Source organism: Mycolicibacterium frederiksbergense, assembly GCF_012223425.1.
Taxonomy (GTDB): Bacteria; Actinomycetota; Actinomycetes; order Mycobacteriales; family Mycobacteriaceae; genus Mycobacterium; species Mycobacterium frederiksbergense.
Map to the genome: position 1 here is coordinate 5,716,840 of NZ_CP038799.1, position 13,897 is coordinate 5,730,736.

Annotated in this window: 13 protein-coding genes; 7 read left to right on the forward strand and 6 right to left on the reverse strand. The window is 67.7% G+C overall.

Annotation, left to right across the window (positions count from 1 at the left end; genetic code table 11):
- Window positions 1-14: 14 nt before the first annotated feature.
- Complete coding sequence (locus tag EXE63_RS30595; RefSeq protein ID WP_168145064.1) at window positions 15-1,070, forward strand: ABC transporter ATP-binding protein; 1,056 nt, start codon at window positions 15-17, stop codon at window positions 1,068-1,070.
- Here the strand turns inward: EXE63_RS30595 and EXE63_RS30600 are convergent.
- Both EXE63_RS30600 and EXE63_RS30605 read right to left on the reverse strand, forming a co-directional pair.
- Window positions 1,067-1,405 carry an MmcQ/YjbR family DNA-binding protein gene (locus EXE63_RS30600; RefSeq protein WP_308205563.1) on the reverse strand — a complete coding sequence of 113 codons (339 nt, stop codon included), beginning with the start codon at window positions 1,403-1,405 and terminating at the stop codon, window positions 1,067-1,069. The genes EXE63_RS30595 and EXE63_RS30600 overlap by 4 nt on opposite strands.
- Window positions 1,402-2,340 (reverse strand): ATP-grasp domain-containing protein, encoded by a 939-nt coding sequence (locus EXE63_RS30605; protein WP_168145065.1) that lies wholly within the window; start codon window positions 2,338-2,340, stop codon window positions 1,402-1,404. Before EXE63_RS30605 ends, EXE63_RS30600 begins: the two co-directional genes overlap by 4 nt.
- 17 nt (window positions 2,341-2,357) lie before the next feature.
- Here EXE63_RS30605 and EXE63_RS30610 point away from each other — a divergent pair, with 17 nt between their 5' ends.
- On the forward strand, window positions 2,358-3,329 hold the full coding sequence (locus tag EXE63_RS30610) for a quinone oxidoreductase family protein (RefSeq protein WP_168145066.1): 972 nt from the start codon (window positions 2,358-2,360) through the stop codon (window positions 3,327-3,329).
- Here the strand turns inward: EXE63_RS30610 and EXE63_RS30615 are convergent.
- Genes EXE63_RS30615 through EXE63_RS30625 form a run of 3 tightly spaced genes read right to left on the reverse strand, consistent with a single transcriptional unit; the run spans window position 3,326 to window position 6,140 of the window.
- Window positions 3,326-4,189, reverse strand: coding sequence for a DUF4349 domain-containing protein (locus EXE63_RS30615; protein ID WP_168145067.1), 864 nt, complete (start codon window positions 4,187-4,189; stop codon window positions 3,326-3,328). The genes EXE63_RS30610 and EXE63_RS30615 overlap by 4 nt on opposite strands.
- Window positions 4,190-4,228: 39 nt before the next feature.
- Window positions 4,229-5,197 carry a DUF1254 domain-containing protein gene (locus tag EXE63_RS30620; protein WP_168145068.1) on the reverse strand — a complete coding sequence of 323 codons (969 nt, stop codon included), beginning with the start codon at window positions 5,195-5,197 and terminating at the stop codon, window positions 4,229-4,231.
- Window positions 5,198-5,213: 16 nt separating this feature from the next.
- Window positions 5,214-6,140 carry a heme o synthase gene (locus EXE63_RS30625; RefSeq protein WP_168145069.1) on the reverse strand — a complete coding sequence of 309 codons (927 nt, stop codon included), beginning with the start codon at window positions 6,138-6,140 and terminating at the stop codon, window positions 5,214-5,216.
- 220 nt (window positions 6,141-6,360) lie between these two features.
- Here EXE63_RS30625 and tkt point away from each other — a divergent pair, with 220 nt between their 5' ends.
- The 5 genes from tkt to pgl are packed head-to-tail and all read left to right on the forward strand — an operon-like array spanning window position 6,361 to window position 12,801.
- The gene (gene tkt / locus EXE63_RS30630) at window positions 6,361-8,451 is read left to right on the forward strand and encodes a transketolase (protein ID WP_168145070.1); all 2,091 of its coding nucleotides are present in this window, start codon (window positions 6,361-6,363) and stop codon (window positions 8,449-8,451) included.
- A 44-nt stretch (window positions 8,452-8,495) separates the two neighbouring features.
- The gene (gene tal, locus EXE63_RS30635; RefSeq protein ID WP_168145071.1) at window positions 8,496-9,611 is read left to right on the forward strand and encodes a transaldolase; all 1,116 of its coding nucleotides are present in this window, start codon (window positions 8,496-8,498) and stop codon (window positions 9,609-9,611) included.
- The gene (gene zwf / locus EXE63_RS30640) at window positions 9,608-11,146 is read left to right on the forward strand and encodes a glucose-6-phosphate dehydrogenase (protein WP_168145072.1); all 1,539 of its coding nucleotides are present in this window, start codon (window positions 9,608-9,610) and stop codon (window positions 11,144-11,146) included. Before tal ends, zwf begins: the two co-directional genes overlap by 4 nt.
- A 31-nt stretch (window positions 11,147-11,177) precedes the next feature.
- On the forward strand, window positions 11,178-12,089 hold the full coding sequence (opcA, locus tag EXE63_RS30645) for a glucose-6-phosphate dehydrogenase assembly protein OpcA (RefSeq protein ID WP_168145073.1): 912 nt from the start codon (window positions 11,178-11,180) through the stop codon (window positions 12,087-12,089).
- Window positions 12,082-12,801: a 6-phosphogluconolactonase gene (gene pgl, locus EXE63_RS30650; protein WP_168145074.1), complete on the forward strand. Its 720-nt coding sequence runs from the start codon at window positions 12,082-12,084 to the stop codon at window positions 12,799-12,801. Before opcA ends, pgl begins: the two co-directional genes overlap by 8 nt.
- A gap of 2 nt (window positions 12,802-12,803) precedes the next feature.
- On the opposite strand, the gene EXE63_RS30655 is transcribed toward pgl, so the two are convergent.
- Entirely contained in the window at window positions 12,804-13,889 is a 1,086-nt protein-coding gene (locus EXE63_RS30655) for an alanine racemase (protein ID WP_168145075.1), read from the reverse strand.
- Window positions 13,890-13,897 lie beyond the last annotated feature (8 nt).

Genomic DNA, 13,897 nt, shown 5'->3' on the forward strand with positions numbered 1-13,897 from the left:
GAGGTTGTACAAGCATGGCATCGGTCACTTTCTCCAAGGTCGGCAAATCGTTCGGGTCGACGAGCGTGGTGTCGGACCTGGATCTGGAACTCGCCGACGGCAGCATGACGGTGCTGGTCGGACCGTCCGGCTGCGGTAAGACCACGTCGCTGCGCATGCTGGCCGGGCTCGAAGCGGTCAGCGCCGGCACCATCCGCATCGGTGATCGCGATGTGACCGCGTTGGAACCCAAGGACCGCGATATCGCCATGGTGTTCCAGAACTACGCGCTCTATCCGCATCTGTCGGTGCGGGAGAACATCGCCTTCCCGTTGCGGGCCAAGAAGATTCCCCGCGCCGAGGCACTGAAGCGGGCCGACGAGATAGCCGAATCGCTGGGCCTGGGCGCGCTGGTCGAACGTAAGCCCAAGGACCTGTCCGGCGGGCAGCAGCAGCGGGTGGCGATCGGACGGGCCATCATCCGCGAACCCGCGGTCTTTCTCTTCGATGAACCGCTGAGCAACCTGGACGCCAAGCTGCGCGTCGAAACCCGCACCGAACTACTGCGGCTGCAGCGCCGATTGGGCATCACCTCGCTCTACGTCACCCACGACCAGGAAGAGGCGATGACACTGTCGGACCGGATCGTGGTGATGCGCGAGGGCCGCATCGCCCAGGCCGGCCCGCCCGCGGAGGTCTACCGCCGACCGGCCGATACCTTCGTGGCCACCTTCGTCGGCAGCCCGAAGATGAACCTGATCGACGGCGCGGTCACCGGCGGTGAATTGCGTACCGAATCGGGCGTGCGGATCACGGTGGGCGGCCCCGATGCCGGTGCGGTCACGATCGGGGTGCGCGCCGACGACCTGATCCTCACCCCGTCCCCGGACGGGGCCACGGTGGTCGAACTCGTCGAACTGCTCGGGCCGCGGGCCATCATCACGGTCCGCTCGGCCGATCAACAGCTGACCAGCGTCGTCGAGGCGGCGGCACTGGCCGATGTCACCGTCGGCGCCACGGTGGAGCTGTCGGCACGTGACGTGCACCGATTCGATCTACGCACCGGGGTGCGCCTGGCCGACCCGGCCTAGGTGTCGGTGAGCCTGCTCGGGGCAGCCTGCCGCCAGGAATCCAGCACAATGTCGTGCAGCTCCCGCGCGTCCTCCAGCGTGTCGAGCCGAACCCGCACCCACGCCGATGGCGCTTCGTGTGGGGGCACCCAGAACTTGTGCGGCTCGGCGGCGATCAGCTCCTCGCGATCAAATCTAGGGCAGCGCACCGCAATCGAGGTCTGATCGTCGGGCACGGTGAGGAACATCTTGCCCGCCACGTCGAAGGTCGGATGCCCCCAGCGCTCCTTCTCCCTTGTCTCGGGCAACGACAGTGCGATGCGCTGGACATCATCGGCATCGAGCACTGCGATCACGCCCCGCGGTGTGACAGCGGACCGAGCCCGAGCCGGATCAGGGCCGCCTCCACGCCGAGCGCGTAATCGCGTTCGGCGCGCCGCTTTTCGGTCGCGCCGAGTTGACGGAACCCCAGCGACGGTTCGACGAGTTCCAGTTCCAGCAGGCGCGGGTCATCGGCCCCGCCGATGATGTCGACGCGCGCGTAAAGCAGATCGCGGGCGGGGATACCGAACCGTGTCGTCGCCGCGGCCACCGCGGCGTGACCGACCTCCCACACCTCGTCGGCCGGATCGGCGGCGCCGAGTTTCTCCGCGGCGAACGTCCCGGTCTGCTCGAACTCCGGTCCGCGCCCGGCCGGTGGCAGGATCGGCCCCTTGGTGAAGGCGTGGGAGGGCTCACCGTTGAGGAACACCAGCGCCGTCTCCCCGCCGGAGATCCGCGGGTCATAGGGCTGCACCAACACGGCGCGGTCGTCGGCCTGCAGCGCTTGGGCGTGGGCCACCGCCGCACTGGGGTCGACGAACCGTTGCGCACCCACCGATCCGGCGCCGACGGCGGGTTTGACCACCACCTCGCCCTTGGGCGCCCGCACCGTATCGCCGACCGCGTAGTACCGGGTGGGCACGATCGGCAGGCCGTCGCGCGCCAGATCCAGCAGATAGTGCTTATCGGTGCTCCATGCCACCACTTCCGGTGGATTCAGCAGGTTGCGCACCGCTCGCGTCCAGGCCAGGAACTCGTCGACACGCTCGCTGTAGTCCCACGTGGCGCGCAACACCACCAGGTCGGCCTCCAGCGTGGCCGGGTCGTCCCAGGACTTCCAGCTGACCGGCAGGCCGCGCGTGCGCAGGGCCTCGACCAGGCCCTCGTCATCGCTGTCACCTTCGGGAAGTGCCGGGCAACTGGCGAACACGATGCGGGGATGGAACACGTCGGGGCGGGCCAGCTTCACATATGGATGATAGAGATATGCATGCCATCGAAGTTGCCCAGACCGGCGGACCCGAGGTCCTGAACTACGTCGAGAAGGATGCGCCGTCGCCCGGCCCCGGTCAGGTGCTGATCAAGGCCGAGGCCATCGGCGTGAACTTCATCGACACCTACTTCCGCTCGGGGCAGTACCCGCGCGAACTGCCGTTCGTCTCGGGCAGCGAGGTGTGCGGCACCGTTGCCGCCGTGGGTGAGGATGTCGCGGCGCTGACCGTCGGAGACCGGGTGGTCACCGCCAACGCCGTCGGCGCCTACGCCGATTTCTCCGTCGCCCCAGCCGATTACGTCGCCTACGTGCCAGACGGGGTGGCGCCGGACGCGGTGGCATCGGCACTGCTGAAGGGGATGACGGCGCACTACCTGCTGAAGTCCGTGTACGCCGTGCAGTCCAACGACACAATTCTGGTGCACGCCGGTGCCGGCGGTGTGGGTCTGATCCTGACCCAGTGGGCCACCAGCATGGGGACCCGGGTGATCACCACCGCGTCCACCCCGGAGAAGGCCGAGCTGTCCCGGCAGGCCGGCGCGGTCGAGGTGTTGGAGTACCCGGAGGACGCCGAGGAGTTCGGCGCCACCGTCAAACGGCTGAGCAACGGCGGGGTCGCCGCGGTGTACGACGGGGTGGGAGCCTCCACCTTCGAGGCCAGCCTGGCCAGCCTCGCGGTGCGCGGCACGCTGGCCCTGTTCGGCGCCGCCAGCGGGCCGGTGCCCGCGTTCGATCCGCAGCGGCTCAACACGGCGGGTTCGGTGTTCCTGACCCGGCCCAGTCTGGACGCCTACACCCGGACCGCCGACGAGTTCGCCTGGCGGGCAGGCGAAGTGATCAACGCCATCGCCGACGGTTCGATCACCATCACGGTCAGCGAGCGCTACCCGCTGGCCGAGGCCGCACGGGCGCACACCGATCTGCAGGGCCGCCGGACCGTCGGCTCCGTCGTCCTGGTGCCTTAACGGCGCGCGCGTACCACCCGGTACAGACCGAACAGCAGTGCCAGCCCCACGACCGCGGCGCCGACCCAGGGCAGCAGCAGACCGACGAGCAGCAACAGGTTCGACCCGGTGTCGACCAGCGCATCCCAGCCGCGTTCCATCTGGCCGAGGAAGCCTCGGTACTCCTCGGGGGCGGGTCCCCCGACGATGGGAGCGATCAGGTCGACGGTGACGGTGCTGTAAGAGATCTGCTCCCCCAGCGCCGCGCGTTGCGCGCGCAGGCTGTCCAGATCCGCCTGCCGCTGCGACAGGGCGCTTTCCGCCTCGATCAGCGCCGACGGGTCCCGGGCGTCGCGCATGATCGCCAGCAGGCGGTCCACCGAGGTCTGCAGCGCCTTGATGCGGGCATCCAGGTCGACGCGCTGGCTGGTCACGTCCTCGGCCTGCATGTCCAGTGACTCGACGGTGCCCAGACCTTTCAGCCCGTCGATGACGCCGTCGAGCTTGTCGGCGGGCACCCGCAGGGTGAGGGTGATCCGGGCCCGGTCCAGCGCCGACCCGCCGTACTCCGTGCGACCGTCCACCCGCCCGCCGGCCTCGGTGACGATCGCCGACGCCCGGTCAGCCGCGGCCGGCGGGTCATCGGCGGTGACCGAGATGGTGGCCGTCTTGACGACGTCGCGTTGCACCTGGGGTGGCGCCTTCGGCGCGTCCTGCGGCACCGGGCCGGTGAGCGGCATGGTCTCCGCGGCCGAGCCACCACCGGCCTTGAAATCCTCGGCCGTGCCCGGCGCACCCGGCGGGGATCCGGCCGAGCAGGCCGCAAGGGCGAACACCACGACGAGGCCGGCCATGGCTCGGAACAGCCACCCGATGATCATGATCGTCATGGTAGACATTCGCCACACCGGCACCGCTGCTTATGGCCGGGAAGCGGCCCTGCCCTCGACGGGCTGCGCCGCCGGAAAGGTCCAGGTTCCGTCCAGGATCTCCGGGCGCGGCCGGTACAACCGCACGATGTAGTTCCACCCGTCGGTGATCGGCAACAGATTGGGCCCCTGCTCGCCACCGAAACCGATGATGGTGCTTCCGTCGGCTTCCCGGACCGCGGTGATGTTGTTCACCGAGTAGGCGTTCTGCGGGTTGGGCGCGAAATAGCCGCTCTTGTCGTAGACGGTGACCGACCAGAAACCATCCACCGGAACGTCTTTGACGACGAGTCTGTGCACGGTGGCGCCGTCGTTCGCGACCGGGACGACCGAGAGGTAGAACGCATCGCGCTCGGGGTTCCCGCCCCACGCATAGGCCGTCCCGATGAGGTGGCGCACCGGATCGACCTCCGCTTTCTCCCCGAAGGTGCGCAAGCTGTCGGGCACTGTCGTCGACAACGTGATCAGCGCGTCGCGCACCGTCTTCTGGCTGACCGGATCCCAGTCCGGCACCGCGAAGCTGCCCGGTCCACCGGGCTGAGAGACGGCGATGGCGTCCTGCAGTGCGTGTACCGCGGCGAGGTCGGCGGCATCGTCGGGGTCGACCAGAGTGCGTAGGGCCGTGGCGATGTACCTGGTGCCGGCGTCCGCCCGGGTGATGGTGAGTTCGGCCGGTGCATAGACGACGGCCGGCACATAGTGGTCCTCGGTGATGACCTGCAGGGACATGAAGCGTCCGGCGCTGTCGGGCAGCGTGACGGTCACGGGACCGGCATCGAGGTCGAACACCCCGGCCGAGTACAGCGTGTCGCGGTTCTGCCGGATCACCAGCTGTTCGTCGACCGGGCTCAGTTCCCGGAAGTGGTGCAGCGCGCCGAAGCCGTCACCTCCGACGATATTGCCGAAGTACAGGTCAGATTCGGCACGGCCGAAATTGTCGGGGCTGACATGCAGGGTCATACACGGACCGTAATGGTCAGAACAGCTGCGGCAGGGCCATTGCGGAATCCACGGCCAGCGCACAGAACACGACGGCCAGGTAGTTGTTGGACTGCAGGAACAGCCTTAGCGGCTTGACCGGCTCCCCGCGTTTCACGCCCGCGTAGAGCTGATGGGCCATCACCAGGAACCAGGCACCGGCCAGGGCCGCCACCGACGCATACAACCAGCCGGTGGCCAGTGCGAGGCTCAGCGTGGTCAGCACCGTCAGCCAGGTATAGATCAGGATCTGGCGGGTGACCTGGCGTTCGGTGGCGACGACGGGCAGCATCGGCACCCCGGCGGCTTTGTAGTCTTCCTTGTAGCGCATGGCCAACGCCCAGGTGTGCGGCGGCGTCCAGAAGAAGATGATCAGGAACATCACCAGCGCCGGCCACTGGATCGTGCCGGTGACCGCCGACCAGCCGATCATCACCGGCATACACCCGGCGGCGCCGCCCCACACCACGTTCTGCGAGGTGCGGCGTTTGAGCAGCAGGGTGTAGACGAACACGTAGAAGGCGATGGTCGCCAGCGCCAGCACGCCGGAGAGCAGATTGGTGGTCCACCACAACCAGGCGAAGGACCCCGCGGTCAGCACCAGCCCGAAGATCAGCGCATGCCGGGTCGGCACCGACGCCTTGGCCAGCGGCCGCAGGGCGGTTCGCTTCATCACCTTGTCGATGTCGGCGTCAGCGACGCAGTTCAGGGTGTTGGCACCGGCGGCGGCCATCATGCCGCCGATCAGGGTGTTCAGGATGAGCAGCGGGTCAACGGTGCCACGATCGGCCAGCAGCATGGCCGGGATCGTCGTGACCAGCAACAGCTCGATCACACGCGGCTTCGTCAGCGCCAGGTACGAAAGAACCGTGGTTCGTATCCGATTCGGTGCGCCACTGACCGGCCGGCGCTCGCGAATGCTCACGCAAATAACTCCTCGGGCGACGGTCACGCGGGCTTCTACTACAGACGATGGTAGACCGCACCGCAGTCGGCTCCGCACCGCAGGGTGGGTGTGGCGAGTTTGTCCAGCGTTAACGGACGCCTAAACCTGCACCAACCGGTCTGCGGTGGATGACTCCGCCGCACTAGGCTGTTTGAGGTAGCGACGTCCGCAGCGCAGAGAAATTTTAGGAGTGAAGGTAGTGACCACCGCCGAAGAGATAACTGCCCTCACGCAACCGAACCACCCCGACGACTGGTCCGACCTCGACACCGTCGCGGTCGACACCGTGCGCGTGCTGGCCGCGGATGCGGTCCAGAAGGTCGGCAACGGCCACCCCGGTACCGCGATGAGCCTCGCCCCGCTGGCCTACACCCTGTTCCAGCGCCAGCTGCAGCACGACCCGTCCGACACCCACTGGCTGGGCCGGGACCGCTTCGTGTTGTCGTGTGGGCATTCCAGCCTCACCATCTACCTGCAGCTTTTCCTGGGTGGCTTCGGTCTGGAGATCGAAGACATCGAGGCGCTGCGCACCTTCAAGTCCAAGACCCCGGGGCACCCCGAGTTCCGGCACACCAAGGGTGTCGAGATCACCACCGGCCCGCTGGGCCAGGGACTGGCCTCGGCCGTCGGTATGGCCATGGCCGCCCGCTACGAGCGCGGCCTGTTCGACCCCGATGCCCCCGCCGGCGAGAGCCCGTTCGACCACCACATCTACGTCATCGCCTCCGACGGCGACATCGAAGAGGGCGTGACCAGCGAGGCCTCCTCGTTGGCCGGCACCCAGCAGCTGGGCAACCTGATCGTCTTCTATGACAAGAACCACATCTCCATCGAGCACGACACCGACATCGCGTTGAGCGAGAACGTGGCCGACCGGTACCGCGCCTACGGCTGGCACGTCCAGGAAATCGTCGGCGGCGAGAACGTGGTCGCCATCGAGGAGGCCATCGCCGAGGCCAAGAAGGTGACCGACAAGCCGTCGTTCATCGCCATCCGCACCATCATCGGCTACCCGGCCCCCACGAAGATGAACACCGGTGGCGTACACGGCTCGGCGCTCGGTGACGACGAGGTCGCGGCCACCAAGAAGATCCTCGGCTTCGACCCGGACAAGAAGTTCGAGGTCCGCCCCGAGGTGATCGAGCACACCCGCAAGCTCGTCGACCGTGGCCGCGAGGCACATGAGAAGTGGCAGACCGGCTTCGACGCGTGGGCCGAGCGTGAGCCCGAGCGCAAGCAGCTGCTGGACCGCCTGACGGCCGAGGAACTGCCCGAGGACTGGGATGCCGACATCACCTACTGGGAGCCCGGCTCCAAGGCGGTCGCCACCCGCGCCGCCTTCGGCCAGGTGCTCAACGACGTGGCCCCGAAGCTGCCCGAATTGTGGGGTGGCTCAGCCGATCTCGCCGGCAGTAACAACACCACCATCAAGGGCGTGAAATCGTTCGGTCCGCCGAGCATCTCCACCGAGGACTTCACCGCCGACTGGTACGGCCGGGTGCTGCACTTCGGTATCCGCGAGCACGCCATGGGTTCGATCCTTTCCGGCATCGTGCTGCACGGTCCGACCCGCGCCTTCGGCGGAACGTTCCTGCAGTTCTCCGATTACATGCGCCCCGCGGTCCGACTGGCCTCGCTGATGGTGATCGACACCATCTACATCTGGACCCACGATTCCATCGGTCTGGGTGAGGACGGCCCCACCCACCAACCGATCGAGCACCTGTCCGCGTTGCGCGCCATCCCGAACCTGTCCGTCGTGCGCCCGGGTGACCCGAACGAGACGGCGTACGCGTGGAAGAGCATCATCGCCCGCGGCAACACGGCAGGCCCGGTCGGATTCATCCTCACCCGCCAGGGCGTTCCGGTCCTGGAAGGCACCGACTCCGACGGGGTGGCCAAGGGCGGATACGTGCTCGGCGGTGACAACGCGGCCGATGCCGAGGTGATCATCATCGCGACCGGTTCCGAGCTTCAGCTCGCCGTCGAGGCCAAGAAGTTGTTGGCCGACAAGGACATCGTGGCCGCCGTGGTGTCGATGCCCTGTGTCGAGTGGTTCGAGTCCCAGCCCAAGGAGTACCGCGATTCGGTGCTGCCGCCCGACGTGTCCGCGCGCGTCGCGGTCGAGGCCGGGATCGCGCAGTCCTGGCACAAGCTCGTCGGCGACACCGGCGAGATCATCTCGATCGAGCACTACGGCGAATCCGCCGATGACAAGACGTTGTTCCGTGAGTTCGGCTTCACCGCTGAAGCCGTCGTCGCTGCTGCCGAACGCACTTTGGACAACTGACCGCCCGGCGGTCGGAAGACAACTAGGAAGTAGGGCCAAACATCATGTCTCAGAACCCGAATCTCGCAGCACTGTCGGCCGCAGGCGTCTCCGTGTGGCTCGACGACCTGTCCCGCGAGCGCCTCCAGACCGGCAACCTCGCCGAGCTGATCGCGACCAAGAGCATCGTCGGCGTCACCACCAACCCGTCGATCTTCCAGGCCGCGCTGTCCAAGGGCAACGCCTATGACGAGCAGGTCAACGAACTGGCCGCGACCGGCTCGGATGTGGACGCCACGATTCTGGCCGTCACCACCGACGATGTGCGCAACGCCTGCGATCTGTTCACCAAGCAGTACGAGGCCTCCGACGGTGTCGACGGCCGGGTGTCCATCGAGGTCGACCCGCGCCTGGCGCATGACACCGAGAAGACCGTCGAACAGGCCAAAGAGCTCTGGAAGATCGTCGACCGGCCCAACCTGCTCATCAAGATCCCGGCGACGCTGGCAGGTCTGCCCGCCATCACCGCGGTGATCGCCGAGGGCATCTCGGTGAACGTGACGCTGATCTTCTCGGTGGAGCGGCACCGCGCGGTGATCGACGCATACCTGAGTGGGCTGGAGAAGGCCAAGGACGCCGGTCACGATCTGTCCAAGATCCATTCCGTCGCTTCGTTCTTCGTGTCCCGGGTGGATAGCGAGATCGATGCCCGGTTGGAGAAGATCGGCACCCAGGCCGCGCTGGATCTGCGCGGTCAGGCCGGTGTGGCCAACGCCCGTCTCGCCTACGCCGCCTACGAAGAGGAGTTCGGTGGTGAGCGCTTCGCCGCACTGAAGGGCGCGGGAGCCCGGGCGCAGCGCCCGCTGTGGGCATCCACCGGCGTCAAGAACCCCGACTACTCGGACACCCTCTACGTCACCGAACTGGTGGCGCCCAACACGGTGAACACCATGCCGGAAAAGACTCTCGACGCGGTCGCCGACCACGGTGTGGTCACCGGTGACACCGTCAGCGGGACCGCTGATGCCGCCCAGGGCGTGTTCGACGGACTGGTCGAGGTCGGTGTCGATCTCGACGATGTGTTCAAGGTCCTCGAAAAGGAGGGTGTGGACAAGTTCGAAAAGTCCTGGGCCGAGTTGCTCGAAGCCACCCAGGGACAGCTCGACGCCGCGAAGAAATGACCGAGACCGCTGCCGCCTGGCGAAACCCGCTGCGGGACAAACGCGACAAGCGCATGCCCCGGATCGCGGGGCCCTGCGCGGTGGTGATCTTCGGGGTCACCGGAGACCTGGCCCGCAAGAAGCTGATGCCGGCGATCTACGACCTGGCCAACCGCGGTCTCCTGCCACCGAGTTTCGCGCTGGTCGGGTTCGCCCGGCGCGACTGGGCGGACGAGGACTTCTCCAAGGTCGTCTACGACGCCGTCAAACAGCACGCCCGCACACCGTTCCGCCAAGAGGTGTGGGACCGGCTCGCCGAGGGGTTCCGGTTCGTCCAGGGCGCTTTCGATGATGACGAGGCCTTCGGCCGGCTCGCCGAGACCCTGCACACCCTGGATACCGAACGCGGTACCGACGGCAATCATGCGTTCTACCTGTCGATCCCGCCGAAGGCGTTCCCGCAGGTGCTCGAGCAGCTGTCGCGGTCGGGTCTGGCCGAGAAGCCGGGCGACACCTGGAGCCGGGTCGTCATCGAGAAACCGTTCGGGCACGATCTGTCCAGCGCCGAGGAGCTCAACGCCCTGGTCAACAGCGTCTTTCCGGAATCCTCGGTGTTCCGCATCGACCACTACCTGGGCAAGGAGACGGTGCAGAACATCCTGGCGCTGCGGTTCGCCAATGAGATGTTCGAGCCCATCTGGAACGCGCATTACGTCGACCACGTGCAGATCACCATGGCCGAGGACATCGGCCTCGGCGGACGTGGCGGTTACTACGACGGCGTCGGCGCCGCGCGCGATGTCATCCAGAACCACCTGATCCAGCTGCTCGCGCTCACCGCGATGGAGGAGCCCGTCAACTTCTCCCCCGCAGAGTTGCAGGCCGAGAAGATCAAGGTGCTCGGCGCCAGCCGGCTCGCCGAGCCGCTGGACGAGACCACCTCCCGGGGTCAGTACGCGGCGGGCTGGCAGGGCGGCGAGAAGGTGGTCGGGCTGCTCGACGAGGAGGGATTCTCGAAGACCTCCGGCACCGAGACCTTCGCGGCCATCACGGTCGACGTCGACACCCGCCGGTGGGCGGGCGTGCCGTTCTACCTGCGCACCGGAAAGCGCTTGGGCCGCAGGGTCACCGAGATCGCACTGGTCTTCAAGCGGGCGCCCCATCTGCCCTTCGACGCCACCATGACCGAAGAGCTGGGCAAGAACGCGCTGGTGATCCGGGTACAGCCCGATGAGGGCATCACCCTGCGGTTCGGGTCCAAGGTGCCCGGCAACGCCATGGAGGTCCGCGATGTCAGCATGGACTTCTCCTACGGCTCCGCGTTCGCCGAGGAGTCGCCCGAGGCCTACGAACGGCTGATCCTGGACGTGCTGCTGGGCGAGCCGTCGCTGTTCCCGGTCAATGCCGAAGTCGAATTGTCCTGGAAGATCCTGGATCCTGCGCTGGAGTACTGGGCGTCGCACGGCACACCGGACACCTACGAGTCGGGCACCTGGGGACCGGAGTCGGCCTTCGAGATGCTGCACCGGACCGGGCGCGAATGGAGGCGACCGTGATGAGCGCTCGCGCGAAGAACCGAGGATCCCGATGATCATCGATCTGCCGGACACCAACACCGGTGCCATCAACAAGAAGATCGTCGCCCTGCGCGAGGAGGGCGGTGCGATCACCCTGGGCCGGGTGCTCACGCTGGTGATCGCCCCGGATACCGAAGCGGTCCTGGAGGACTCGATCGAGGCGGCCAACGTCGCCAGCCGCGAGCACCCCTGCCGCGTCATCGTGGTGATCCCCGGGGACCGGCTGAGCACCGAGGCCCGCCTCGACGCCCAGCTGCGGGTCGGCAGCGATGCCGGCGCCAACGAGGTCGTGGTGCTGCGACTGTCCGGACCGCTGGCCAACCACGCCAGCAGCGTCGTCACCCCGTTCCTGCTGCCCGACACCCCGGTGGTGACCTGGTGGCCGGATCTCGCGCCCGAGGTACCCGCACAGGATCCGCTGGGCCGCTTGGCGATCCGCCGGATCACCGATGCCACCAACGGCGAGAACCCGTTGGCCTGCATCAAGAGCAGGCTGGCCGGATACACCGCCGGCGACACCGACCTGGCCTGGAGCCGGATCACCTACTGGCGTGCCCTGCTGACCGCCGCAGTGGATCAGGCACCGCACGAGCCGATCACCGAGGTGGTGGTGTCCGGGCTGCGGGAAGAGCCTGCGCTCGACATCCTGGCCGGCTGGCTGGTCGGCCGGCTGGACTGCCCCGTCACCCGCGCGGTCGGCGAGCTGAAGATCGAACTGACCCGGCCCAGCGAGACGATCACCCTGAGCCGCCCCCAGGAAGGGGTGACCGCGACGCTCACCCGCACCGGCAAGCCGGATGCCCAGATTCCGTTGGCCCGCAGGGAAACCCGCGACTGCCTGGCCGAAGACATGCGGCGCCTGGATGCCGATGAGATCTACTTGGAAGCGTTGCGCGGAATCGACAAGGTGACTTATGTCTGAACAGGTGATCGAGACCTACGTCGACGCCGGGGAACTGGCCGCCGCGGCCGGAGCCCGGCTGGTCGGCGCCATCACCTCGGCGATCGCCGGCCGCGGACACGCGGTGATCGTGCTCACCGGCGGCACCGTCGGGATCGCGCTGCTGCGCCATGTCGCGGCGTACGCCCCCGATGTCGACTGGTCCAAGGTGCAGCTGTTCTGGGGCGATGAACGCTTCGTGCCCGCCGAGGACGCCGAGCGCAACTACCGCCAAGCCCGCGAGGCGCTGCTGGAGACCATCTCCATCCCCTCGGCGAATGTGCACGAGATGGCCGCCAGCGACGGGGAGTTCGGCGACGATATCGAGGCAGCCGCGCAGGCCTACGAGAAGCTGCTGCCCGAGGAGTTCGATGTGCACCTGCTCGGGATGGGCGGCGAGGGCCACATCAATTCGCTGTTCCCCGACACCGACGCGGTGCGCGAGGACTCACGGCTGGTGATCGCCGTCACCGAATCCCCCAAGCCTCCGCCGCGCCGCATCACGCTGACGCTGCCCGCGGTGCGACGGGCCCGTGAGGTGTGGCTGGTGGTGGCCGGAGCCGAGAAGGCCGAGGCGGCCGCGGCCGCGATCGGCGGTGCCGCGGCGGTCGACATCCCCGCGGCGGGTGCGATCGGCCGGGAGGCCACCGTGTGGCTGCTGGACAAGGCCGCCGCGAGCAAGCTGCCGGGCTGAACCTAGGCATTCCTGCCCCTGGCGACCAGCTGCCACCGGTCGATCACCTCACCGTGCTCGACGACGACGTACTCGTCGAACAAGTTCACGGCCGTGCAGATGTGATTCGGCAGCACGGACACCATGTCTCCGACGGCGAGGCCCGAGGTGTCCACGTCGTCGAGCATGCCGTGGTGCTCCGAAACCCTGGTGACGACCGCATTTCCCAGCTCGGGGACGATTCCGAAGCCCTCCAGCCAGGGCGGCCGCTCAGCGGTGAGCGCTTTCGATCCGGCATCGATGACCACCCGTCCTTCGCGTGCACTCACCACGGTGGCCGCGATCCAGGCGGCGCAGCCGTCCTGCCGCTGGGCGTCCAGCGCGACCTGTTGACGGTCCCCGAACACGTATGTCCCCGGGCGCTCTTCGGTGACGACGGGTGGGCGGGCAGCACGCCAGGTGGGTGTCGACCCCGCGCTCACCACCGAGACGGCGAAACCCGCGTCATTCAGTGCGCGTGCCGCGTCTTCCAGGTGATCGCCCTCGTCGGTCCCGGCGGCGTGCGGTGCATCGGGGCCCGCGTACGCGTGGCCACCGTGGGTGAAGACACCGGCGACGCTCAAACCCACTCGCCGGCACTGCTCGGCGAGCGCCGCCGCGTCCGGCGCCCGCACCCCGGTCCGGTGCTGCCCGCTGTCGATCTCGATCAACACCGAGACATCCGTGCCCCCGGACGCCTCGGCGATGGCCGCGGCACCCGCGGCACTCTCGACCCCGACACGCAGCCGGACACCCTCGGCGAGTTCGCGGAATCGCCTCGCCTTGGCGCCGACCGGCAACACCGGGTAGGCGATGAAGATGTCGTCGATCCCGTGACGGGCGAATGCCTGCGCTTCCGAGACCGTCGCGACGGTGATGCCGACTGCGCCCGCCGCCATCTGGAGCTCGGCGATCTGGATGCTCTTGTGCGTTTTGGCATGCGGCCGCAGATCGACCGCCTTGGCGCGTGCACTTTGGGCCATCGCCGTCACGTTGGCCTTCAGCCGCCCGAGATCGACCACCAAGGCCGGTGTTTCGACATCCAGCGGTCGCGTCAGCACCGTCGCCATTCAAGCAG